This window comes from Rhizobium sp. WYCCWR10014, from assembly GCF_001657485.1.
Lineage (GTDB): Bacteria > Pseudomonadota > Alphaproteobacteria > Rhizobiales > Rhizobiaceae > Rhizobium.
Window position 1 is genome coordinate 504,451 of sequence record NZ_LXFU01000051.1, and the last position, 23,114, is coordinate 527,564.

The following is a 23,114-nucleotide window of genomic DNA, read 5'->3' on the forward strand; positions in this document are numbered from 1 at the left end:
CCTCAGAATGGCTGGGTTTCGGAATTCTGCTTTGGCTTTTCGCCGTCCTCGAGACGTTTGAGGCACAGGACGAAGGTCGGGTAGAGCTGCTCCACCCGCGAGAGCGGCAGCGTCCAGTCACCTTCGTCACCGGCAAAGGTGATCTGCACGTCAGGCATTCCGGCAAAGGAACTCTTGATGATCTTCTTCAACCCGGCGCTCCCCTTGCTGGCCGGCCCCCAGAGGCGAAGCGTGTTCTTGTCGAAGAAATCGGCCGCGATGACCTTCGTCGCCGTACGGTCGGTCAGCGTCACCTCGGTCTTGGTGCCGGCCGGAATATCCCATGTGGTCTTGGCGACCAGCCAGAACGTCTCGGTCGCGCTCTGGCGGAATTCCATGGTCTTGCCGACCTCGCTGTCCCACAGCAGCCGGCAATAGGGATGCGGGCTCTCATTGGCGAAACCGACTGACCATTGTCTCGCGCCGCCGATCCATTCGGTCTCGCCGAAGGCTGAGACCGGCTGCAGGAGGGCGGCCATCAGAACCATCACTGTCGGAATTTTCATCGCCGAAATAATCTCCAACGCCATCGGCCTCAGCAATAGCAAAAGAAGGTTGAGCTTTTGCTACTAAAGCGCCGCGCGACTTTTCATGTTGATGGGCGCTATAGCAGTTTGAACTGCTGTTCCCGCTTGCCGCGTCTGGCTGTGAGTTCGGCTAAAATTCGGCTGGACGCTGCGGCGAACTGAACTGAGCTGACGATGATGTCTTGGTCATGGGCGGATGTCCCACTGCCCTTCAGTGGATCGGGCTGCTCACGCCGCCAACCCCGCGATCCGCGAAAGCAGCCACAGCATCGCGGCGGTCCCGATTATGTAGGCGCCGAACTGACGTGCCGGTGCGGGCTGTATCGTGCTCAGCGCGCTTGCTGCCCGAAGCACGACCAACGCCGCGGCGACGAAGATCAGCTGTCCTGCCTCGACACCCAGGTTGAATGTCAGCAGGCTCAGTGGCACATCGGATCGCGGCAAGCCGATTTCCATCAAGGCACCGGCGAAACCGAAGCCGTGCAGCAGCCCGAAGGCGAAGGCAACGACCCAGGGGTAGCTCTCGGAGAGCCGCCTTTCGCCCGGCTTCATCTTGATCAGTTCGCTTGCGACGAATGCGATACTGAGGGCGATCGTCGCTTCCACCGGTTTCTGCGGCAAACTGAAATATCCGAGTGACGCGCCAGCCAGCGTGATGCTGTGCGCGATCGTAAAGGCCGTGATCGTCTTGACCAGCATCCAGCGGTCTCGAATGAGTAGCATGATTGCAAGCACGAAGAGCAGGTGATCAAGACCCGAGAGTATATGGTCGACGCCCAGCAGAAAATAGGTCTGGGCGAACTCGAGGCTGGTCTGCGCGCCGGCGGCGGTGAAGGAGGGCGCGTCCGGCATGAGGCGCACGACCTCCGTGTCGCCGTTCTCGTATTCGATGCGGACGAGCGCTTCGGTCATGGTCGACTTGAGGCCGTTGATGCCGATCTCGCCGCCCCTCAATCCCCCCGCACAAGCGACGGTGCTTCGCTCCAGATAAGCTCCGTCCGCGATTAACCTCGCCGGTTCGGCTTTCTCGATGCACCGCTTTGGCAGACTTGCATAGAGCCCGAGACGCATGTCGCCTTGCGCCGGAACCTTCCAGACGACGGCGAACTCGTCGCGCGCCGTTTCGCGCATGTCGAGATAGGCCGGCCGAATCTCATGAGTGTACCCCGCTGTGGCCAGCAACACCGGCATCAGCACGGCCAGCAGCGCCCCAAGCCGCGTCATGGGTCGGTTCCCACGCCGGCCGGGCTTTCGACGCTCACCACATAGCGCTTAAGGAGTTCGGCCAAGCGCTGGTTCTCGAGTTCTTTGCGTTTAGCGTTCGTCCACTCCCGGGCAACGGCGTCGCGAACCTCGTCGAGCGTCGGCACTCGGCCGGGCACGCGCTCCGTCACGCGGATCAGGTGCAGCCCGAAGCTGGAATTGACGGGACCCGTCCATTGGCCCGCAGGGATCTTGTCGAGTTCTTCGGCGAAATCGGCGCCGAAGGTCTGGCCGATCGATGTCTTGCTCGAAAGCGGCAGGTCGGGCGGGAGCATCGTGGGGTCGCCAAATAGGGTGCGATCCGTGGCCGAATCGGTCAGCAGCGCTTTGAGAACGGAAGCTGCGTCCTGTGCTCTCGTGTCGCCGCGCCGCTGAGGGTTGAAGTACACCTGCTGGAAGGCCAGCATCGAACCGATCTGGAACATGGCTGCATTGGCTTTCAGATAGGCGTCCAACTCCGCATCGGTCGGTGCCAGCGCTTCGGCGTCGGCGACGTTCAGGAATTCCATCTTCTGGCGCAGGCGGCGACGAACCACCGTGTCGTCCCTGTCGAGCCCGAGCTTCAGCGCCTGGCGTACCAGAATTTCCTCCTTCACATAGTCGTCGATCAGGGCTTTTAGTTCCTCGGCCGTTGGCGGACGTTGCCAGGTCCCCGCGAACACGGCGGCCATTTGCTCGATCTTTGGCGCCGTAACGACGATGCTGTCCGGCTTGTCGTCCGCATCGGCGCCAAAGAGCCCATAAGCCGCAAAGACAAGCAGCGCGAGAGCCAGGAAGTGGACCAGCGGCTCCCTCAACACACGTTTCAACAGGATCGTCCTCACTTTGCCGTATGCTGGGCCGGTCGACGATCCGGCGGCCGGTTCAACCGCCGGCATCGCAGTCATGGCGTGTACCAGATCGGCGAGGTATAGGCGCGTTCGGTGACAGTCATCCGCGTACCCTCAAGCGGCTTCGTTCCAAAGCGTTTGGCATCATAGGCGGTCCAGCGCGGCGTCGGTATCTCGATGACGCGTCCATAGTAGAAGGCCTTCTGCTTCGGGTCGAAGCTGGGGTCTTTCCACACAGCGATCAGTTCCGGCGCACCGATTGTGTTGGTCCAGGTCGCGTTCTCGATGTCGACGGTGCTGCCGACCGATGGCACCTTGCCGTCGGCGCCTGGTTTGCGGTCCCCGCCCCAGGCGACGTCAAACACCTGCTCATGCGTCTCGCCCTTGTCGTCGAGCCAGCCCTTGACGATCTGGTAACGGTCGAGATTGGCTCCAATCGGATCTCGCAGTGCGGCGACGAGAAATGACGGCGCCTTGCCTTCCGGCGCTGCTGTGAGATCGTCGCCCATGGGAACGCCCTTGCTGTAGCCGATCGCGCCGGGGTTGCGGCTCTCGGCATCGGCTGGCGAGAAATCCCACCCGCCGAAGAAGCGCACGGCCATGCGCGATCCGGTTGTCGCATAGGTTTCCTTGCGCTGCATGGCGTCCCAGATCGACTCGCGGGTGTTTTCCGCCGCCCACACCGCCGCGTAGCCCGAAGCGCCAACCTCCCAGTCCATCACCGTGATACCAGTCTTGGCATTCTTGACGAATGTTGCCGTCAGGCGTTCCGGGCTGGGCTCCTGCGGCGTGGTCTTTCCGAAGAAGTTTTCCTCTTCCATGGCTGCAAGGCCCGTATGCGCGTCGGAGCTGCCGACCAGCCCGACCTTATAGGGGTTCGTGCCAAGTTCGGCTTCGAGCTTGAGGCCGTTCTTCAGCGCGGACCTGGTATATTCGAACTCCAGCATATCGGGCGTTTTCGGCACGCTGGCGTCGAGATTGCCGAAGTCCCAGATCTCGAAGTCGGCGAACTCGTCATTGGGCGAGAGCGTCGGATGCGCCTCTCCGGTGCCTTTCGTCTGCGTCGTCTCGTAGAGGCGTTCCCACCTGGAGCGCTGCTCGACATATTCCTTGTCGACCGGCTTGCCGGTGAAGGATTCAATCAGCGGGAACATGCGGCCGTTGGACAGATTGCCGTTGTGCGCGATCGCGAGCACGTTGCCGCCGGTCTTGTCCTCATAGGCCTGCATCCACTTCCATAGATCGCGCGGATTGTCGCTGCCCAAGGGCTTAAGCGTCGTATAGGGCACGACCTGGTCGGCCTTGTCGGCATTGTCGCGGAAGATGACATTGCGATGCAGATTGTTGCCTTCCGTGTTCGAGGTCCACTCATAGCCGATGAAGGCGGTGAAGCGGCCCGGATCATTGTATTCCTCGGCGGCCTTTATCGTGTCCTGCCACGCGTTCTTGTAGGGACGTGTCTCCGGCCCGTAGATCATGCTCTTAGGAAGCGTTCCCTTGCCGAAGCTGAAGATGATCTCGAGTGCGGCCTTGCCGCCTTGTCCCGCCTTGATCTCCTCGTACCAGGTCTTGGCCTGCGGATCGGAAATGACTTCCGGCTTGCCGGCGAAGAGGTCGGGGAACATGCCCATGTTGTCCGAGTGGTCGGCCACCACCAGAAAGTCGAGCGGCCGTGACAGCTTAGCGGGCTGGCCGCTCGACGCCGTAATCTCCTCGCCGCGAGCGAAGCGGTAGGCGTCGCGAGGCGTCAACCGTGCGCCGAATGCGCCGGCATCGAACGAAGCTCCGGTGTGGAGATGCGTGTCGCCGAAGAGCGGCCGGGTCGGAAAATTGCGCCCCGCATAGGGCGAGTAGACAGGTTTGCTGGAAAACGCCTTTCCAGCCTTGGCGCTGTCCAGACTACCTATGTCGGTGGTCTCCTGGGCCGCAGCCGGCAAGGCAGAGCCAAGGCCTACGAGCCCCGCCATTATCAACTTCGCAGATATCTTGTTCTTGTTCATCGCTTCCCCCTTTTGCAGAAGTTATCCTTGAACTGTCTGAGCTGACTCTTGTTGATTTGCACCAATGACGGGAAACCTCGTCTCCCCTTGGTCCGAAGCGATTTCTTCATCAATCCTTCCATCATCCGATTGGACCCAGCCCGCCAAGCACGCTACCTCCGGAGTGAAACGATATCGCTCGGATCGATCCGTGCTGGATACCGAACTGCGAACCACCGTTCTTGCCAAGGCGGCTCTCTGCTTCCTGGGGGCGTCGTTGTTCCGGCTCCTGGGCCAGGCCTTCAAAAGGCGAGCATGTTGGGAGGACAATCGCTCGCGGACGAAGTTCGCCAGTCCGGCGTTAGAACCGTATGGCGACCCCGAAAATCGGCCCCTGCTGGACGACGTCGAAGACGAAGCCGTCATTCTCGTAATTGACGCCAAGTGCGCGATATCCGGCGATCGCCGAGATGCTGTCGTTAAACTTGTAGCCGAGCCCCAATGCCAAGTCCCAGTCGAGATCGGCGCCGCCGGCGCCCACAAGACCCCATCCCGTGAGATAGATCTCCGGCGTGAAGAAGTAGTTGCCCCTGACGCCGGCGACGGCATCGACCCATGTGGCGCTGTCCTCGACATCCACTCCGGCCAGAATGCCGCCATTAAAGGAGATCTCGGTTTCGACCGACCAGACTTTCATGCCGCCGACCACGTCGAGATGGCCATTTTGGTCTTCGAGGATGGCGTAGCCGATGCCAAGAAATCCCGCGAAGGTCTTCGACGTCACATCGACGCTGTCGGCAAGGATGCCGGCCGGCGTGTCGGCATCCGCACCCAGCTTCGTGTAGATCACGTCGCCGACAATGCTGAAGCGATCGTATCTTGCTTCCCCTGCCGCCATGAACGCGAAGTCGAGATTTTCGAGAATATCGCTGAAGTCAGAGTCGAGATGGACTTCCGGAAGCCCGAACTGCCCCGTGTCGCCGGAGATGCCGGCCGCCCAGAAATATGGAGCGAATGTGAATTCCCAGCCGCTCGGGCTCTCGATTGACTTCGCCTCTGGCGCGAGCGGCGTGATATCGGCGGCGTTGCTGGCCGCCGCCGCGCAGATGCCCGTCAATAAAAGCAAGCCACGCAGGTATATGGCTTTCATGAGAATCCCCCGATCTCGTTGGCCGCCTCTGCACTGCTGTCCCCAGTCAGCACTGTGCAGCCAGAATTACATTTGAACAAGCTAAAATACCTATTTTCCGCTGATCGCCTGCTTCAACTGCCCGATGAGGTCCGAAATTTCCCGGTCCTCAGGCCTCAGTCGCGCCAGATTTTCGGCGTGTTTCAACGCCTCCGGCAGCCGCCGAAGCTTGAGACTGTATTGGAGTGCGAGGCCCATGATGTCGGCGTCTCCGCCCGCTGCCCAACCATCGAGCCTGTCCAATGCGTCTTCCGTCCGGCCAGCGGAATCGAGAGCGACGGCAAAGGTCGTCTTGTAGCGGGAGCTTTTTGGATCGAGCCGCACAGCTTCCTCGAGTTCCATTATCGCCTCGGTCAATGCCTGCTTGCGCACCAGGGACAGCGCATGTCCGTAACGTAGGTCCGCTTGTTCGGGCGCCATCCGGATTGCTTCGGCATAGGTCTGCTCCGACTTGTCGTTTCGGCCGGTGGCGCGGTAGAATTCGGCGAGATTGATGTGCATTGTCTCCAATGTCGGATCGAGAAAAATCGACCGCCGGAAGGCCGCTTCGGCCTCGGCGGTACGCTGCCGAGCGAACAGGAAGAAGCCATAATTGCTTTGTGTTTCTGCAACGTCGGCATTCGTTTCGACATAGGCGCGCAGGTCCGCGACAGCGGCTTCCAAATTGCCTCGCCGATCTCCGAAGAGGTCAGGAGGGATGCTTGCCAGGGCATTGGCGGCAGCAACGCGAACCGCGCGCGTCTCATCGCCCACCAGGTCGCCGATCGCGTTAAGCCTCTGCTCAGGCGGGATATTGCCTGCCGCTTCCGCAGCTCCGAGCCTGACGAGCGGATCTGTATCGGCCGCGGCCGTCCGAATGTCGGCGGAGACGTCCACGCCGCCGATCTCACTCATTGCGGCGATGGCGCTGCCCCTCACAATTCCTGCCTGGTCCTTATCACTAACAAGCGCGCGCAGAGCCTCGAGCGCGGCTTGATCGCCGTTCGCGGCCCCGGCGAAGGCATGGGCGATCAACGGGCGTTTGCGCCATTGCGCTCCGTACCATTTGTCCATTGTCTCGGCCGCCCAATCATTCGTTCTGCCGATATGACAGGACGTGCATGCATTCGGCGTTCCGAGGGTTGCCGACAGATCGGGCCGCGGGATGACGAAGGAGTGGTCGCGGCGCGGGTCAACCTTCATGTAGGTGCGTTCGGGCATGTGGCAGTTGGCGCATTGTGCTCCGGTCGAACCGGCCTGATGGTGCGTGTGCGCGGGAGTGTCGAACAGTCCGCTTGGATCCTGGTCGACGAAGCGCTCCGGCTTCGTCTCGGTGTGGCATTGCGTGCACAGCGCATTGCCATCGACCTTGAGGCCGGCATCGTGCGGCCGATGACAGTCGAGACAGGTCACGCCCGCCCTTGCCATCTTGCTTTGCTGAAACGAGCCATATTCGAAGACTTCGTCGAGTATCTGCCCGTCCGGGAAATAAAGACCCTGTCGCAGCAAGGCGGGGGAGAAATAGTCGAGAAAGGGGTTTCCGGGCTGATAGCCGTCCAGCAGCCTGGTGCGCCTGGCATGGCAGGCGAAGCAGGTGCTCCCCTCGACCTTCGGCAAGCCTCTATCGGTCATAGGAGATAAAACATCCGCCGATTGCGCCAACGCGACGTGCTTTGCGCCTGGGCCGTGACAGGACTGGCAGCCGATGCTGGTGGCGACGTAGGTCGACTTGTATTCGTTCGTCCGCGGTTGAAACTTCGCCCGGGGATCAGTCGAATGGCAGTCGATGCAGGTGCGGTTCCAGCGGTAGAAGGGACCTGTCCAATGATAGGTCGAGCCGGGCTTGGCCGGGGTGCCGTCGCCGAGCCAGAACCATTGCCGGCTGGCGGTGTCCCAGGCGATATCGAGAGCCTGCAGCCGCCCTCCTCCGATGTCGGCGAGGTATTGCTGAAGGGGCTCGTAGCCGAAGGTGTATTTGATTTCGAACTCGGCTTGGCCGCCGTCGGCTGCCTCGGTGCCGACGAAGAAGCGGCCGTCGCGACGGGTGAAGGTCGTGACGACGCCGTCATGTTCAAAGCTGCTATTGTTGAAATCGCCGCGCACGGCCCCGTCGTCGGCCAGTGCCATGGCTTTCGCATGATGCGACTTCCAAAAGGCAGCGGCCTGATCGGCGTGGCAGGATGTGCACATCCTTTCGTCCACGAAACCCTCATGGATCGATATTCGCGGGTCGCCAGCGGGTGTCGAGAGGACGTCCTTCGCAAGACTGTGCCCGATAAAGGCGAGCAACAGGAAAAGCAGGACGGTTATTCCCCTCACTGCTACAGACCGAACAGACGCTGCCACTCAATCGCTCCCTGTCGACGTTCCAAAAGGCACGGCGTCATCATGCAAGGCTCCGGCGCCCGGCACATTCATTCCCTAGTCCTTGAACACCTGCTTCCAGTCGGCCTTCATGTCGACGACAGTCCAGCCGGCGATGAAGGCCGCATCCAGCGCCTTGTCGAGGCGGCCGAATTCGGTATCGCGGTCGTAGGCGTATTCGCGCTCGGCATCGGTATGATGGATCAGGACGCCGAGCCTGGCAGGCCCGCCGGCCATGGTCGTCCATTGCAGCATTTGGAGATCTCCGTCGGAATTGCCGAAGGCGGCAATCGGCCGCCGGCCGATGTGCTGGTTGATCCCGACGGGCTTGCCGGCCTTGTCGTCGATGAAATTGACTTCAGGAAGCCGAAAGAGGGCCGGGGTGTCGTCCTGCATCCTGAACTCGGTCTTGATCGACGAACCGACGACCTGCTCTGGTGGGATGCCGTAGACCTTTTCCGCCCAGGGGCGCATCAGCTCGACGCCGCCGCCTGAAACGATGAAGGTCTTGAAGCCGTTGGCGCGGAGATAGGCGAGAAGCTCGATCATCGGCTGGTAGACGAGTTCGGTGTATGGCCGCTTGAATTTAGGGTCACGTGCCGAAGCAAACCAATCGATCACGATCTTCTGAAAATCGCTGCTGGTCATTCCGGCATGCGTCGTCATGATGAGCTCGACAAGGCCCTTTTCGCCGGATGCCGCGAGTGCCTTCATGTCGCCTTCGAGCACGGCTTTGAACGGCTGCGTTTCCTTCCATTCCGGATGCTGCGGTGCAAGCACCTTCACCCGGTCCAGGGCGAACGCAAGCTGCGTATAGATGGGATGCTCGACCCACAGGGTGCCGTCATTGTCGAACACAGCGATACGCTCCGCTTCCGGGACGAAGTCGGCTGACCCTGGTTTTGTCACCTTCTCGACAAAGGAGATGATCGCTTGCTTCGATGCCGTGTCATTCCACGATGGCAGTGCGTCCGTTTGAGCGACTGCCGAGGCCGCGGTAAAAAGGCATGCTGCGGCGGCGAGCGCGACGCAGCGGGAAAAATACAGGAAATTACGTGCCGAAAACATCGCGAAGCCTCCATCGATCAGCTTGCAGCAATCGTGAAACCGGAGATTTACGGCATCCCCGGATCGCTCCGGGGCTGCCAAGGACCTAGTTTCCGGTCGGAGCCGTGATATTGACCCCCTCCTTGCCGAGTTGCTCACGAACCGACTGCAACATCTGATACTTGGACAGTTCGATCGGACCGTCGTAACCCATGCTCTGCAGCTTGCGCGGGGGGTACTCGACGTAGGTTTTCATGAGATCCTTGATCGCCACAGATATGGAGACCAGTGTCCAGGTGTGTTCGGTGTAGTTGTTCATGAAGACGTCGTAGCGTTCTTGCGGATCCTGCAGCAGATCGAACACCTGCGGCACGATGGCGACGTAGGACTGAGCGCCCTTCCAGCCAAGGTTGGTATCAACTGCCAAACCGCCCGTGGCCTGCCCATTGTCGCCGCGCAGGTTGAACACGGCCTTGTAATTGCCGACGCGGGCAGCACCCGGCGTCAGTTCGTTCTCGGTGAAGTAGAACCAGTTCTTGCGGGCCGATTTTCCCGTCCCCAACAGGACAGGGGTCATATCGTAGCTATCGAAGATGATCGGCTTATCTTCGCGGTCCTTGGTGGGCAGCGGCACGCCGCCAGCTGCGGCGAAGGTCGCCATCAGATCGAGACCACCGACGATGTCGTGATTTTTCACGTCATGCTTGATCTTGCCGGGCCAGACAGCGATCGCGGGAACGCGGTTGCCGCCTTCGCGCACGGTGCCTTTCGTGCCGCGAAATGGTGTGTAGCCCGCGTCTGGATAGACGTCTTGCCAAGCACCGTTATCGGTCGTGTAAAAAACCAGCGTATTTCTGTCCATGCCGGTCTCACGCAGCTTGTCCATGATCCTGCCGATGCGTGTATCAAGTTCCACGACGGAGTCCGCATACTTGCTCTTCGAGATCGATTTTCCTTGAAAGTCCGGCGCTGGCATGTTCGGCTGGTGCACTTTCATGAAATTGACGTTGATGAAGAAAGGTTGATCCGGCGTCTTCGCGGCTTCATCGAGAAAGCCCAGTGCCGCTTTCTCAACGTAGCCGTCGAAGAACGGAATGCCGACAACGCCTTCCTTGCCGTCGATCACGGGCGTATCGACATACTGGCCGTTGATCTTGAAGTCTTCCTTGACCTCGCCGCCGGCCTTGCCGGACAGCGAGCCCGTCGTCACCTTCTGGAACAGAGCGCGGGTTTCCGCATCCATATCCGGGAACCAGGTCGGGTCGGCATAGGTGTAGGCATTGAGATGATAGAGGCCGACATACTTCATTTCGTCGTAGCCCTGCGCGATCGGAAGCGCATAGTCTGCCTCTCCAAGGTGCCACTTGCCGGTGAAATAGGTGTGATAGCCACCGCGCTTCAGAACGGAGGCGAGCGTCCATTCGGCTGCGGGCAATCCACCGCCCTGGCCCTGAAACGCCACTGTGGTCATGCCGCTGCGGTTCGGAATTCGTCCCGTCTGCATGGCCGCACGGCCGGGCGTGCAGCTCGGCTGGGCGTAGAAGGAAAAGAACGTCATCCCCTCGTCGGCCAGCTTGTCGATGTTCGGGGTCGGCATCCCGCGACCTTCACCCCCGCCATAGGGGCCGAGATCGCCATAGCCGGTATCATCCGAAACGATAAACAGGATGTTGGGTTTTCGTTGGGCGTCCTGCGCTTGCAGGGGCGAGGCCGCACACCAGAGAATGGTGGATGAAGCCACTCCGATGCAGCGGATAAGGATTCTGCTGTTCATTTCAAATCCCTCCGTTGACGTTCTCGAATGACGAAGCCGCTCGCGGCAAAGGCTGCGATTGCATGCGTCGATCCAATTAGACTGCTTTGAAAACGAAGATCCTGCCGGAACTGCCTCCGGCGGGTTGCGAAGCCGGCCGCATCTCTGCCTGGCCCGCTGAACTTTAGCGAATGGTGCCTTCACCCGATATTGTACTTTAGGGAATCTCTTCGTGCGGTGGCAATCGACAGTAGTGTTGGGCAGATGACGCCGCAGCGGGAAGCTGTTATTGTCGCAAGGCTTTGGGGGAAAGCAGATGGGCTTGGGCCAATGGTCAGGTCGATTACGCTGCGCTGCCATTTTGTTGGGGGTGGCCGCCCTGAGCATGTCCAGTCGTCAGGCAGCAGCGTCCGACACCTCGCTTGCCATCATCGACCGGGTTCCCCGCGTCCTCGTTCTTTATCCCTATGACGAGAGGATCGCGGCGACGACAGCTGCCGGAGAGGCGTTGCGGAGCCGTTTGCTGCAGGCGACAAAGGGCAAGATCGATCTGTTTTCCGAGTTCCTGGATCTCTCGCGGTTTCCGGAAGGCGAACATGTCGCGCGCATGGCCCGATATTTGGGCGAGAAATACGCAGCGCGCCGCCCCGACGTGGTCGTGGCCGTCGGCAGGGAGTCGGCCAGCTTCATCGTCGCGAACCGCGGCACGATCGCTCCCGGCGCGAAAATCGTCGCCGCCGGTTTCGGCACCGCCACCGCTGAGAAGATCGCTTTGCCGGATGACGTGATCGGAGCCTTCTCGACATTCAACATTCTGAAGACGGCCGAGATGGCCCGCGGCCTGCAGCCCGATGCCCGCCACCTCTACATCGTCGGTGGCTCGTCCGACTTCGACCGGAGCTGGCTGACGACGGCCCGTGCGGATTTGAAACAGTTCTCCAAATCCTATGATACGACGACGTATCTGGAAGATCTGACGATCGACGAATTCGTCGAGCGCGCGTCCCGCGTGCCGCCCGACAGCATCATCCTGGCATTGACGGTCTTCAAGGATCGGACAGGGCGCAACTTCGTTCCGCGCGACGCGATCAGACAGATCGCGGCGACCGCCAGCGCGCCTGTCTATGGACCTTATCAGACCTACATCGATCATGGCGTCGTCGGCGGCAATACCGTCACATTCGATGCGCTGGGCCGGACCGTCGGCGACCTCGTCATCGATGCGATGGCCGGCAAGCCGGTGTCGGATCTTGAAGCGCCCCAGACATATATAGCCGATGCCCGGCAACTCCAGCGCTGGGGGCTTGCCGAAAAGGATCTGCCACCGGGCACGGTCCCTATGTACCGGGATAAAAGCCTCTGGGAGGAACACTGGCCAATTCTGGTGGCGGGGAGCGGCCTCGTGCTGGCGCAGGCCAGCATCATCTCGGTGCTCTTGTTCGAGCGGAGGCGCCGCCGCGATGCCGAGAGTCGGTCGCGCCTTCACTTGCTCGAAGCCGTCCACCTTAACCAGTCGGCGACAGCCGGAGCATTGTCCTCGTCCATTGCTCACGAACTAAACCAGCCCCTTTCGGCCATCCGAAACAATGCGGAGGCAGCCGCGGTGCTGCTTCGGAGCGAAAACCCGGATCACGAACTGATTCAGCAGATTCTCCTCGACATCCAGGAGGACGATCAGCGCGCAGGCGATATCATTAGCCGGATGAGAGGGTTGCTCAAGAAGAGAAGCGAGATCGATTGGCAGGAGTTTGATCTGAATGATGTCACGTCGAGCGCAATCCATATCATTCACGGCGAGGCGGAACGGCGCGGAATTACGCTGAACTCAACACAGCAGCCCGGCGAGTTGCCGGTTCGTGCCGACAAAGTTCATGTGCAGCAGGTTATCCTAAATCTTGCAACCAACGCTATGGACGCCATGCTGGACGCCCCACCGCCCGGGAGAGCGCTTACCTTTGCAACGGGACTGGCGAACGAGAAGGCGGAGTTGCGGGTCTCCGACACCGGAGACGGCATTCCGGAGGAAAGGCTGATCCGCATCTTCGAACCGTTCTATACCACCAAGCAGGCGGGCACGGGGCTGGGTCTGTCCATAGCCCGCGCCATTATCGAGACCTATGGCGGTAGCATCTGCGCCGACAACCGCCCCGAAGGAGGCGCGGTCTTTCGCGTGGCCCTGCCTCTCGCTCACAGGGAGGAGCGATCGAGATGAAACCGGTTGTCCATATCGTCGATGACGACGCATCCTATCGGACGGCGACCGCAAGGCTGCTTTCCGCACACGGCCTCAGCGTGGAAGCCTATGAATCCGGAGACGAGTTTCTCTCGCGGCTCTCTGCTTGCGAGCCGGGCTGTGTTCTTCTCGACCTCCAGATGCCTGGCCAGTCCGGCCTGCAGATCCAACGCCGCCTGCGCGAGCTGGCGCCGCTATTGCCAGTCGTGTTTCTGACGGGGGAGGGAGACATCAAGGCAAGCGTCGAGGCGATGAAGGCGGGTGCCAAGGATTTTTTGGAGAAGAGTTCGAACACGGCGGCATTGATGGGGGCGATCGACCATGCTCTCATCCAATATGAAAGACAACGGGCCGAACACGACCGTCTTCAAGCCCAGCGGGCGCTGGTGGATGGACTTAGCCCGCGCGAGGCCGAGGTGTTCCGGTTCCTCATTCGCGGCCGTCTCAACAAGCAGATCGCTTATGCACTCGGCATCTCGGAGCGGACGGTGAAGGTGCATCGCCATCAGGTCATGGAAAAGCTTGCCGTTCGCTCGCTGGCCGAGGCGGTGTCTATCGCCGCAAATATTGGTCTCATCGACCAGGATACGTCATCGCCGGCGGGGTGATCGAACTCTTTCCCCTTAGGACAATATCAATCCACCTCCAATTGGCCTAAATTTGACCAGGAACCGTTTAATCTCTCAAGTATTCGAAAGAGGAGGGGGCATGAGTTGGAAAACCTTCGCCGCACGGTCGCTGTCGTCGATGATGACGCAAGCCTGCGGCGCAGCCTCGGGCGGCTGCTCAACGCCTACGATTTTCTGGCCGAGGAGTATGCATCCGCCGAGGACTATCTCGCTCGCGATCTCAAAACGGCGATAGATTGCCTCGTCCTTGATATCGACCTCGGTGGCATGTCCGGCATCGACCTGCAACGCAAGCTGAGGGCCGAGGGGACAACCCTTCCGGTGATTTTCATCACGGCACTGGAAACCGCCTCCGTGAAGGCGGAGGCGGAAAAGGTGGGATGCGTTGCTTATCTGCAGAAGCAATTTTCCGGAGCCACTCTGATCGCGGCCATCAACAAGGCGTTGGGATTGTGACGTGATAGGGCCGGAGATCATGCGCTCCCCAGCACGGCGGTCGGCGTCGCATCGGCGGAAGTCCTTGGGGACCGTGATCGACTTATCGCGATTGCCATCTCGAAGAAGGAGCGCTGAACTTGAGCTGGCGGGCGCACGGCTAGCAATCTTATCGTTTTAGCTTTCGGTCCATGATGCGTTTGTTATATTTCGCCGCTAGCGCGGGTGCGGCGGCCAAGACGCGCTTTTCAATCTCATCCTTCTGTTCCTGCGACACTGCGCCAGGGCTGAACTCGCAAAGCGCTTCGATGACCTCCGCGCGGGACTGCCCGTGCTCTCCAATGCTCTCAGCGATCACGCGGTCCTCGACAGATTGCCAATCTACCTCCGTGGGTTCGGTGGTTGCGAGTTCTTGAGCCGCTATTTTGCCCAGGGTACTTCTCGCGCCAAGCGACTTCTGCAGGGCCGTGAAGCCGCCGACCCGCTTTCGAAATTCCTCGTCTTCATTGAAGGGTGGCTGGAAGGAAGATCGACTGGCAACCTCCTTCGTGCGCATCCGAGTGATGAATGACGGAACAGACGGCTTTGGCGCATCTATCTCCCCATCTGTGAAAAGATTGGGGAATAGCCGCTCGCGGTAATCAAGTGGGAAAGCTATCCGCACGGGTGTTTTCGGTGAGGCGGATTTCAGAAAGCCATGATCGAGTAGGGCCTTCAATGTGTTTCGCGCTGTACGGTCGGGCGACTTCGTGATGAAGCCGATATCACCGCGATCTATCGAGCCATGTTTCAGGACTGCCGAGATGATGTCCGGGGCACGCTTATCGTCGATAACATCTTCGATCAATTTGCGATAACGGCTCTCAAGCTTGTCGAAAGAGAAGACAGCATTGGAAAACTGAATCTGGTCAAGGGCCACCGACAAGAACCATTCGCAATAGTCTTGAAGTGCCTTTGCGGAAAGATTGCCTCGGCCATCTCTATCATTCATGCGCTGCTGGTCGGCATGGTCCATCATGCTTTTGTATTCTGTCTTGTCTTTGAGGCCTCGGGCCAAGCCACGCGATATGGACCACAGCCCTTTCCCGCCCACGCCTGCTTCCTGAGCCATGGCGTGCGACATCAGTCGGCTCACCCGGCCGTTCCCGTCCATGAAAGGATGGATGAAGTTAAGACGATGATGCGCCGCCGCGATCGCGATAATCTTGTTGGTAGCTCCGGCCTGCGCGGCTGCGTAGCGCTTGGAAAAGTGATCCATGAACGCTTTGACACACGGAGAAGATGGCGGCTGGTGCCGACCGACGGAGACATCGTCTTCGGTTTTTGATCTGAACGCGCCGGGAACGATCTCGACCTTAGGTCCATCGCGGCCTTCGACGAAACGGAATTCTTCCGGCATCTCCTCATAAAAGCGACGATGTACCCAAGCGATGAACTCCGAAGATGTTGGTGATGGTAACGCACCATCCCGGCTCAAACGGTCAATTTCACGCTGAACGACAACATGTGCCTTGGCCTCCAAGACCAGAGGGCGCGTGGCCCCCTCGATTTCGGTGCCCGCGAGCGCTCGCTCGATGTCCTTGGGACGCGTATTGTGCCCTTCGATCAGGTTGGAGTAATAGCAGTTCATCACCCTCACGAGGTCAGACAGCTCGAAGGCGGCGTCGTTGTGCAGGCCGTGGCCCAGCTTCGCGGCTGCCGCCTGCATCTCCACCACGAGATCGGAGATCGAGGATGGGATGCTTTCCTCGAAAAATGCGGGCTCAATTCGGGTCGGGACTTCTTCTGTCATTTGTTGCCGATCTTTTGATCTCGAAAACATGATTATATTTAGGAAGTTAACATGCCTAAATCAAGAAAATTGCCGATGTTGATTGCCGATCTTTGAAGTTTGCGACATGTTGATGGTTTTGCCGATGATTGACAGCAAATTTATACCAATAAATCATATGCTTACCTAAGGCGTAGCCGCAAACCTGCCGATGTTGCTTGCCGATCTTCGCTGACCACGATTTCGCCATGAATATCAGGCGGATCCCGCATCTGGCGGTCAGGTATTTGAGGAGCTTCACAAGTCTCATCGACCAGGATACAGCATCGCCGACAGGATGATCGGACCCCTGGGGCTGCGGCAGTCCTCTATCAGGACGCAACCGAGTCAATGCCTTTCCCCATCTTGCGGTGGGTGTCGATGAACCATGGACGGCGGCCTTGCCGAGCGTAAAAACGCGCTTCAGAGCAACCTTGAATGCCGCTGGACCTTGAATCCCGGGGTTGCATTGACGATTTGGCGAAGACCGACATGATGTAAAGGGAGCACGACGGCAGGCATGAGCGAGGTTCAACGACGAGGTTTTCTGACAAGGCTTACCGCCTATGAACCGCTGACGCTGATTACGGTCGCGTCGATCGCGGGCGGACTGTTCGTGCTCCAGCGGCTGACCAGCGAAGTCCTGGAAGGCGAGACTTTTCGGTTCGACGAGGTGATCCTGCTGGCGTTGAGACGCGCGGACGATCTTGCCGTTCCGATCGGCCCCGACTGGCTGACGCATGCCGTCGACGATATCACCGCCCTCGGCGGCATCACCGTTCTCTCGCTGCTGACGGCTCTGATCACCATCTATCTTCTGTTCGACCGGCGCTGGCCGATCGCCATCTTCGTCGTTTCCTCGGTGCTGACCGGCTGGCTGGCGAGCGCGCTGCTGAAAATCCTCGTCGCCCGGCCGCGTCCCGATATCGTGCCGCATCTCGTCGAGGTGAGCGATCTCAGCTTTCCAAGCGGACATGCCATGGTCTCGGCGGTGACCTATCTGACACTTGGCGCGCTTGTGGCGCGAACGCAGCGCTATCGGTCGACGCGGATCTTCGTCATGGGCGCCGGCGTCTTCCTTGCCGTCATCATCGGCTTGAGCCGGATCTATCTCGGTGTCCATTACCCCACGGATGTCTTCGCCGGATGGTGCGCCGGCGCGCTTTGGGCGCTTTGCTGCTGGCTGATCTCGAAGCGGCTCATTCCGAGCCGCGCCCCTGATGATACCGGCGAAGGTGAAAACGGCGACATCAGATAGCGCGGAGCCTATTGCGGCACCTGGAACAGGTGGCGGATACGCGTTACCAGGGAGCCGACCGAGCGGCCGTGCAACGTGGCGCCTTCGGCCGCGAAGGAATGCTGGCCGGTCTCGATACGGTGTAAGAGGGTAGCGGCAAGCTCTTCGGCGATGCCGGGCCGGTCGTGCAGCAGCGGCGTCAGGCTCGTCTGGGCGATCTCGTAGACGACGACGAAGGTCAGGGCACGCAGGCTGGCGGCCTCGCCGACCCCGATCAACAGTCCGCTTTCACCGAAATAATCGCCCGGCGCCAGCCGGCCGAGTTCGATTTCCTTATGGCCTTCCTGGCGCGTGGCGACCACGGCGCCGCTGCGTACGATCATCAGCGACGCGACCGTATCGCCCTGCTCGATGAGAATGGAATCCTTCTTGTAGGTTCGCCTGGTCATCGAGGCTGCGAGCGTTTCCTTCTCGTCCTCGGTCAAGGAGGAAAACAACGGGATGGCGTCGAGAAGCTTGAGCGGCGTCGGCCGGTGCGGCTTCACCATCTCTTCCGACTGCAACTGGTCGGGCGGTGGGCCGGCTGCGTCGAGCGGCCGTGCCAAGGTGAGGCCGGCGGCCTTGATATGGCGGTAGATGAGATCGAAAATCTCGTTCTTCGCCGGGCCTGTCTGGCCGATATCCCTGACGCGGAAGGAGAGCTCCAGCTCCACTGCATCCGATGTCAGCGACTTGATCTGCACGCCGGGTTTCGGCTCGGTCAGGATCGAGCCGCTGCTCAAAAGCACTGCGCGCATGACCTCGATGATCGCCGACGGCCCGATCGTCGGCACGACCCGGACCGTTAGTGAGGCGCCGTGACTGCGGTCAGGGCTGCTGAGATTGGTCAGCCCGACCTTGGCAAGAAAACTGTTGGGCAGGACGACGAGGTCGTTCGAGCCGTTCAGCAGATGCGTGGAGCGCCAGTTGGTCTCGACGACACGACCCTCGACGCCGTCATTCAGCACGATCCAGTCGCCGATCGTATAGGGACGGCCGAGGTTGAGCGCGATGCCGGAAAACACGTCGCTCAGGGTGCTTTGCATCGCAAGGCCGAGGATGATGGCAAAGACGCCTGATGTGGCGATCAGCGTGCCGACGGGAAAGCTGAAGACATAGGCGACCACCGAGAGGATTGCGCCGAGATAGATCAGGCCGATGACCAGATCCTGAACGAGACGACCTTCGCGCGGTTGGCGCTCGAAGATCAGGAAGACGCGGACGAAGGCGATCAGCGCCCAGGCGGCATTGATCCACCAGACCACCTTGGCAAGGGCGATGAAGACGCGTTCGAAGGTTGAAGCCGTCGCCGGCCCGACTTCGTAGGGCACGATGTCATGATAGAGCAGCAGGACGGTGAGCGCCGCGAAGAAAAACACCTGGCCGGCGAGCTTCCAGCTCGGGAAGGGCCGAAGCGCTATGCGCGTGATGATCGCACCGACCACGGCCAGCGTCCCGGCTTGGATGACAGGATCGGCGAGCATTCCGGACCATGTGGGATTCTCAAGCATCGACCGTCCACTCGCCAGAGCATGATACGGAAAAGTGTGAGCGGGTTTCAGACGACATCATGCCTCACTCTTGAATTCCAATGATCGCTTCGTCGCATCCTGACTTCCAATCCGACTGCGAGGCAACCGCAAAATAGCGCCAGCATCCAGAGCGTCAGAAGCGGACAGGTGACGGATCCGGGTCACCAGCGACCATCCGGGCCGCCGTTCCGCGCGGCGCTGACGATCAACCCCATGTTTGGAGCGCCCCATCCTTACGGCGTCACAAGTTCTGAAGCGCTTACAGCGCCGCGCGTCTTTCAAGACATGCGGCGCTGTAACACTTTCAATCCTCGCACGTGCTTTCCGAAAATCGATTCCGATCTACGGGGCGCCGATGCGCTTTAAGTGCGCGGCTTCAGATTTTCTGGGTCATAGATCGGCTTGTACCCGACGCCGACAACCTCGACCGGATAACTCTCGGAAAAATACTCGACATTCAGCCTGCGTCCGACCTGGCAATGCGACCAGGGCAGATAGGCCAAGGCGATGTTCTTTCCGACCGTTGGGCCGTAGGCGACCGAGGTCGTGTAGGACCGACGGCCAAGCTCGTCGACCAGAACCTCACCTGTGGCGGGATCGACAACTGGCATGTTGCCGACGGGATAACGCTTCACGCCTGATTTGTCGGTATTTTCGGTCATCACAAGGGTGCAGAGCATGGCCGGCTGGTGCTCGCGCGCCTTGTATTCCAGATGTTTTGCCTTGCCGCGGAAATCGGCTTCCTTGACCTTTGGACGGGCGAGGTCGGCTTCGATCAGGTTGTACTGGGTCAAGAGGTCGGCGTTTTGCAGGCGCAGGCTCTTTTCCATGCGGCGCGAGTTTGCATAGGTCTCCACGCCGAAGGCCATCACACCGGTCGAACGCAGCGCATCCCAGACGGCGAGGCCGTCTTCGTACTTCATGTGCAGTTCCCAGCCCTGCTCGCCGACATAGGAGATGCGGAAGGCGGTGACAGGCTTGCCGGCGATTTCGATCGGCTTGATCGCCGCAAAGGCGAAGTTTTCCTGATCGAGCCCGGCCGGATCGGCGACAGCCTTCTTCAGCGTGTCGCGCGCGTTCGGACCCCAGATGCCGATCGTCACGAATTTTTCCGAGACGTCGGTGATGATCACGTCGAGGCCGCGGTCTTCGGCGACCCGCTTCATGTAGTGCAGGTCGCGCGGGCCGGCATCGGCGCCGTTGACGAGACGGCACCGGTCGGCCATGCGGAAGACGGTGAAGTCGGCGCGCACCATGCCTTCGTCGTCGAGGAAGTGGGTGTAGATGCCCTTGCCGATGTTCGCATCGCCGCCGATCTTGGCTGCGCACAGCCATTCCATCAGCTCGACATGGTCAGGCCCCTCGATATCGACCATGTGGAAATGGCTGAGATTGACGATGCCGCAATCCTCGCTCATCGCCAGATGCTCGGCATTCGACACGCGCCAGAAATGGCGGCTGTCCCATTCGTTCTCGCGGACCGGGACGCGGTCGGCGTATTTCTCCAGAAGGTGCTCGTTGGCGGCGTAGCCGTGCGCACGCTCCCAGCCGCCAAGTTCCATGAAGTAGCCGCCAAGCTCCTTTTCGCGCTCGTAGAAGGGCGAGCGCTTGGCGTTGCGGCCGGATGCATAGGGTTCCCGGGTGTGAACAGCCGGGAAGTAGATCTTCTGCGCGGCTTCGTAGCAGCGGCCCTCGATGAACTCTTCCGTCAACTGATGCGGATAGAAGCGGGCATAGTCGATGCTGTTGTGATCGATTTCAGTACGGCCGTCGGTCATCCAGTCGGCGATCAGCTTGCCATAGCCTGGGCCGTCCTTGACCCAGATGGCAACGCAATACCAGAGACCGCGCACCTTCTGGCTCTCGCCGCAAGACGCGCCGCCGCCGGCGGACACTTGCAGCAGGCCGTTGAAGGAGTGACCTTCGTTATAGCCGAGTTCGCCGAGGATCGGCGTCAGTTCCATGGCGCGCTCGAGCGGCTCGATGATCTGTTCCATCTCGAGATCACGCTGCGAGGGCGAAAGGCGCGCTTCGTGCTTTTCGAGAATGTCGCGCGGATGGCACATGCGCGGATTGGTGGCTTCGTAATAGCCCCACTCGATCTGGCCGCCTTCCGTCGTCGCCGGGTCGCCGGTATCGCGCATGTAGGCGGAGTTGCCCTGGTCGCGCAGCAGCGGAAAGCCGATTTCCTTGCCGGTGCCTTCAAACTCGTTATAGGGGCCGAAGAAGGTGAGCGGATGGTCGACCGGCATGACCGGCAGGTCTTCGCCGACCATTTCCGCGATCAGGCGCCCCCAGAGGCCGGCACAGACGATGACGTGGTCGGCCATGATCGTGCCGCGATGGGTGACGACGCCCTTGATGCGGCCGCCTTCGACGATCAGCGACTTCGCCGGCGTGTTGCCGAAGACCTTAAGCTTGCCGGCCTTTTCGGCGGCATCGACCAGTTTGCCGGCAACGGTCTGCGAGCGGGGGATGACGAGGCCGGCATCCGGATCGTAAAGGCCGCCCATCACCTGATCTTCCTCGATCAGCGGGAACTTCTCCTTGATCTCGGAAGGGCTGACATAATGGGCGCGTGTGCCGAAAGCGCGTGCCGAGGATAGCTTGCGCTTGATTTCCTCCATCCAGGTATCGTCGCCGGTGCGTGCCACTTCGAGGCCGCCAATGCGGGCGTAGTGGCCCATCTTCTCGTAGAAATCGATCGAATATTGCGTGGTCCAGACCGACAGGTAGTCGTGGCTCGTGGTGTAACAGAAGTCCGAGGCATGGGCTGTCGAGCCGATATCGGTCGGTATGCCCGACTTATCGATGCCGACGATATCGTCCCATCCCCGCTCGACGAGATGATGCGCGATGGAGGCGCCGACGATACCACCGAGCCCGATGATGACGACCTTTGCCTTTTCCGGAAATGCTGCCACGTGCTGTTCCTTCTAATTATCGCACGAACTGAAATGCCCTAACCGCGCTTGACGTACGCTTCGCGCGTGAGATGCAGGAGCCATGTCAGCGCCGTAAGGTGTCACGCCCACCGAAATAGCGGAACACCGAGACGCCGCGCTTGGAAGCTGCGATGAGGATATTATGCATAAGGCGCGTGATCGTCATTGGTCCTACGCCGCCGAGTAACGGCGTAATTGCGCCAGTCCGGATCGAGGCGGCGAGGCAACCGCGAGATAGCGCCGGCGATCCGCCCCCGCATCGCACGGTCAGGCAATGAATGGCGACGATCGGATATGGCGAGCCGTTGCAGCTAGCCTGTCCGCTCGCACGCCCGGGGATCACGGCGCCGCAATCGCGGCAAGTCGGTCGATGTCCACAAGCACGATGTCTTCGGAAACAGGCTCGCGATTGTGCAGCCTGAACCATTCCGCGGCTTCCCGCACGCGGTCACCATGCGGCGGCGGATAGGCGCCAAGTCCGAGAACCCATTCCCGCACGGTCTCGCGCTCCATCCGCCCGGCCCGGTACCGATCGCAGACGGTTTTCGCCGATGCGACGAGATCATTGATGCTTTTCACGCGATCCCCTCAATGCACGGACGGCTCTTCATCCTCGAGAAACGATCGAATGCCGTCGCGCGCGACGACGGCCAGGAATTCGTCGAAGGCATCCCGATCGGTCGGAAATGGCTCGTCCCAGCGGATCAGGTCCTCCGCTTGCGTGACCACCTCCATCGTCCAGTCTTCGTTGCTGCCGGAGGTGCGGAAGATGTCGACGAGCACGGTGATCCCGTCGTCGGAGAATTCTCCCGCCAGTTCGGAGTGTTCGAGCTTTTCTTTTTTCGCCATCATTCAGCCACCCGCACCGGGCGGTGCGTCGTTTTCGAGATATTCTTCATATTGAACCGTCTCGGTCTCATTCGTGTCAATCGAGGCATTGGCGCGTTTCGCCAGGCGAACGCCCGCACCACCGCCATTTTCCGGGATGAAAATAACGCCGCCGCCTTCCAGGGCATGCTTCATGTCCTGAAGGGTTCGTTCGTAGGGAGAACGCTTCCCCGCCTCGAAATTAGCGATCGTCGCCTTGGCGACTTTCGAGGCCGACGACAGATCATCCTGAGACCATGCCAAAAGGGCACGAGCAGCACGGCATTGAGCGGAAGATAGACACAAAACAATAACCTTGCATCAAAAGTGTGATTCTGCCTCGGGAAGATTATATTAAAAACGCAATCTCGATACAAGCGATGTGTAGCGCCGGCATCAACGTGAACCGGATTTATT

The 23,114-nt window shown here is 60.2% G+C and carries 20 protein-coding genes; 4 read left to right on the forward strand and 16 right to left on the reverse strand.

What is annotated here, in order from left to right; translation table 11 throughout:
* Positions 1-2 precede the first annotated feature (2 nt).
* From A6U98_RS32425 to A6U98_RS32460, 8 genes are all read right to left on the reverse strand, one after another.
* Entirely contained in the window at positions 3-545 is a 543-nt protein-coding gene (locus A6U98_RS32425; RefSeq protein ID WP_064655300.1) for a hypothetical protein, read from the reverse strand.
* Positions 546-794: 249 nt separating this feature from the next.
* On the reverse strand, positions 795-1,790 hold the full coding sequence (locus A6U98_RS32430; protein WP_064655301.1) for a HupE/UreJ family protein: 996 nt from the start codon (positions 1,788-1,790) through the stop codon (positions 795-797).
* The gene (locus A6U98_RS32435) at positions 1,787-2,716 is read right to left on the reverse strand and encodes a peptidylprolyl isomerase (protein ID WP_245304592.1); all 930 of its coding nucleotides are present in this window, start codon (positions 2,714-2,716) and stop codon (positions 1,787-1,789) included. Before A6U98_RS32435 ends, A6U98_RS32430 begins: the two co-directional genes overlap by 4 nt.
* Positions 2,713-4,626, reverse strand: a complete 1,914-nt coding sequence (locus A6U98_RS32440; RefSeq protein ID WP_156667920.1) for a DUF3604 domain-containing protein — start codon at positions 4,624-4,626, stop codon at positions 2,713-2,715. The genes A6U98_RS32435 and A6U98_RS32440 overlap by 4 nt, the downstream gene beginning before the upstream one ends.
* A 373-nt stretch (positions 4,627-4,999) precedes the next feature.
* Positions 5,000-5,788, reverse strand: coding sequence for a hypothetical protein (locus A6U98_RS32445; RefSeq protein ID WP_064655303.1), 789 nt, complete (start codon positions 5,786-5,788; stop codon positions 5,000-5,002).
* 90 nt (positions 5,789-5,878) lie between these two features.
* On the reverse strand, positions 5,879-8,125 hold the full coding sequence (locus A6U98_RS32450; RefSeq protein ID WP_197496470.1) for a HEAT repeat domain-containing protein: 2,247 nt from the start codon (positions 8,123-8,125) through the stop codon (positions 5,879-5,881).
* 102 nt (positions 8,126-8,227) lie between these two features.
* A complete protein-coding gene (locus A6U98_RS32455) occupies positions 8,228-9,238 on the reverse strand; it encodes an HAD family hydrolase (RefSeq protein ID WP_064655366.1) in 1,011 nt (336 codons plus the stop codon).
* A gap of 85 nt (positions 9,239-9,323) precedes the next feature.
* Positions 9,324-10,991, reverse strand: coding sequence for an arylsulfatase (locus A6U98_RS32460; protein WP_064655305.1), 1,668 nt, complete (start codon positions 10,989-10,991; stop codon positions 9,324-9,326).
* A 295-nt stretch (positions 10,992-11,286) separates the two neighbouring features.
* On the opposite strand from A6U98_RS32460, the gene A6U98_RS32465 reads away from it, so the two are divergent.
* The 3 genes from A6U98_RS32465 (at position 11,287) to A6U98_RS32475 (ending at position 14,288) form a co-directional block, all read left to right on the forward strand.
* Positions 11,287-13,182, forward strand: coding sequence for a sensor histidine kinase (locus A6U98_RS32465; protein WP_064655306.1), 1,896 nt, complete (start codon positions 11,287-11,289; stop codon positions 13,180-13,182).
* On the forward strand, positions 13,179-13,811 hold the full coding sequence (locus A6U98_RS32470; protein ID WP_064655307.1) for a response regulator: 633 nt from the start codon (positions 13,179-13,181) through the stop codon (positions 13,809-13,811). Before A6U98_RS32465 ends, A6U98_RS32470 begins: the two co-directional genes overlap by 4 nt.
* A 105-nt stretch (positions 13,812-13,916) precedes the next feature.
* Positions 13,917-14,288, forward strand: coding sequence for a response regulator (locus A6U98_RS32475; protein ID WP_064655308.1), 372 nt, complete (start codon positions 13,917-13,919; stop codon positions 14,286-14,288).
* Between the two features lie 148 nt (positions 14,289-14,436).
* Here A6U98_RS32475 and A6U98_RS32480 read toward each other — a convergent pair whose 3' ends face one another.
* Positions 14,437-16,059 carry a Fic family protein gene (locus A6U98_RS32480; protein WP_064655309.1) on the reverse strand — a complete coding sequence of 541 codons (1,623 nt, stop codon included), beginning with the start codon at positions 16,057-16,059 and terminating at the stop codon, positions 14,437-14,439.
* A gap of 55 nt (positions 16,060-16,114) precedes the next feature.
* A complete protein-coding gene (locus A6U98_RS37000; RefSeq protein WP_156667921.1) occupies positions 16,115-16,612 on the reverse strand; it encodes a hypothetical protein in 498 nt (165 codons plus the stop codon).
* On the opposite strand from A6U98_RS37000, the gene A6U98_RS32485 reads away from it, so the two are divergent.
* Complete coding sequence (locus tag A6U98_RS32485; protein WP_064655310.1) at positions 16,598-17,335, forward strand: phosphatase PAP2 family protein; 738 nt, start codon at positions 16,598-16,600, stop codon at positions 17,333-17,335. The genes A6U98_RS37000 and A6U98_RS32485 overlap by 15 nt on opposite strands.
* An 8-nt stretch (positions 17,336-17,343) precedes the next feature.
* On the opposite strand, the gene A6U98_RS32490 is transcribed toward A6U98_RS32485, so the two are convergent.
* The 6 genes from A6U98_RS32490 to A6U98_RS32510 all read right to left on the reverse strand — a co-directional run bounded on the left by A6U98_RS32490 (position 17,344) and on the right by A6U98_RS32510 (position 23,003).
* Positions 17,344-18,864 (reverse strand): mechanosensitive ion channel family protein, encoded by a 1,521-nt coding sequence (locus tag A6U98_RS32490; protein ID WP_064655311.1) that lies wholly within the window; start codon positions 18,862-18,864, stop codon positions 17,344-17,346.
* Between the two features lie 383 nt (positions 18,865-19,247).
* A complete protein-coding gene (locus A6U98_RS32495) occupies positions 19,248-21,809 on the reverse strand; it encodes an FAD-dependent oxidoreductase (RefSeq protein ID WP_064655312.1) in 2,562 nt (853 codons plus the stop codon).
* Between the two features lie 85 nt (positions 21,810-21,894).
* Positions 21,895-22,257: a hypothetical protein gene (locus tag A6U98_RS38095; protein WP_082934028.1), complete on the reverse strand. Its 363-nt coding sequence runs from the start codon at positions 22,255-22,257 to the stop codon at positions 21,895-21,897.
* Positions 22,170-22,409, reverse strand: coding sequence for a hypothetical protein (locus tag A6U98_RS32500; RefSeq protein WP_017957896.1), 240 nt, complete (start codon positions 22,407-22,409; stop codon positions 22,170-22,172). The genes A6U98_RS38095 and A6U98_RS32500 overlap by 88 nt, the downstream gene beginning before the upstream one ends.
* Positions 22,410-22,418: 9 nt before the next feature.
* Positions 22,419-22,679 carry a hypothetical protein gene (locus tag A6U98_RS32505; RefSeq protein ID WP_064655367.1) on the reverse strand — a complete coding sequence of 87 codons (261 nt, stop codon included), beginning with the start codon at positions 22,677-22,679 and terminating at the stop codon, positions 22,419-22,421.
* 3 nt (positions 22,680-22,682) lie between these two features.
* Positions 22,683-23,003, reverse strand: a complete 321-nt coding sequence (locus A6U98_RS32510; protein WP_064655313.1) for a helix-turn-helix transcriptional regulator — start codon at positions 23,001-23,003, stop codon at positions 22,683-22,685.
* Between the last annotated feature and the right edge of the window lie 111 nt (positions 23,004-23,114).

Excerpts from the sequence above, each read along its gene's own strand:
- A6U98_RS32425 (WP_064655300.1), bottom strand. The coding sequence starts at position 545 with ATGAAAATTCCGACAGTGATGGTTCTGATGGCCGCCCTCCTGCAGCCG.
- A6U98_RS32430 (WP_064655301.1), bottom strand. The coding sequence starts at position 1,790 with ATGACGCGGCTTGGGGCGCTGCTGGCCGTGCTGATGCCGGTGTTGCTG.
- A6U98_RS32435 (WP_245304592.1), bottom strand. The coding sequence starts at position 2,716 with ATGACTGCGATGCCGGCGGTTGAACCGGCCGCCGGATCGTCGACCGGC.
- A6U98_RS32440 (WP_156667920.1), bottom strand. The coding sequence starts at position 4,626 with ATGGCGGGGCTCGTAGGCCTTGGCTCTGCCTTGCCGGCTGCGGCCCAG.
- A6U98_RS32445 (WP_064655303.1), bottom strand. The coding sequence starts at position 5,788 with ATGAAAGCCATATACCTGCGTGGCTTGCTTTTATTGACGGGCATCTGC.
- A6U98_RS32455 (WP_064655366.1), bottom strand. The coding sequence starts at position 9,238 with ATGTTTTCGGCACGTAATTTCCTGTATTTTTCCCGCTGCGTCGCGCTC.
- A6U98_RS32460 (WP_064655305.1), bottom strand. The coding sequence starts at position 10,991 with ATGAACAGCAGAATCCTTATCCGCTGCATCGGAGTGGCTTCATCCACC.
- A6U98_RS32465 (WP_064655306.1), top strand. The coding sequence starts at position 11,287 with ATGGGCTTGGGCCAATGGTCAGGTCGATTACGCTGCGCTGCCATTTTG.
- A6U98_RS32470 (WP_064655307.1), top strand. The coding sequence starts at position 13,179 with ATGAAACCGGTTGTCCATATCGTCGATGACGACGCATCCTATCGGACG.
- A6U98_RS32480 (WP_064655309.1), bottom strand. The coding sequence starts at position 16,059 with ATGACAGAAGAAGTCCCGACCCGAATTGAGCCCGCATTTTTCGAGGAA.
- A6U98_RS32485 (WP_064655310.1), top strand. The coding sequence starts at position 16,598 with ATGAGCGAGGTTCAACGACGAGGTTTTCTGACAAGGCTTACCGCCTAT.
- A6U98_RS32490 (WP_064655311.1), bottom strand. The coding sequence starts at position 18,864 with ATGCTTGAGAATCCCACATGGTCCGGAATGCTCGCCGATCCTGTCATC.
- A6U98_RS38095 (WP_082934028.1), bottom strand. The coding sequence starts at position 22,257 with ATGGTTCAGGCTGCACAATCGCGAGCCTGTTTCCGAAGACATCGTGCT.
- A6U98_RS32505 (WP_064655367.1), bottom strand. The coding sequence starts at position 22,679 with ATGGCGAAAAAAGAAAAGCTCGAACACTCCGAACTGGCGGGAGAATTC.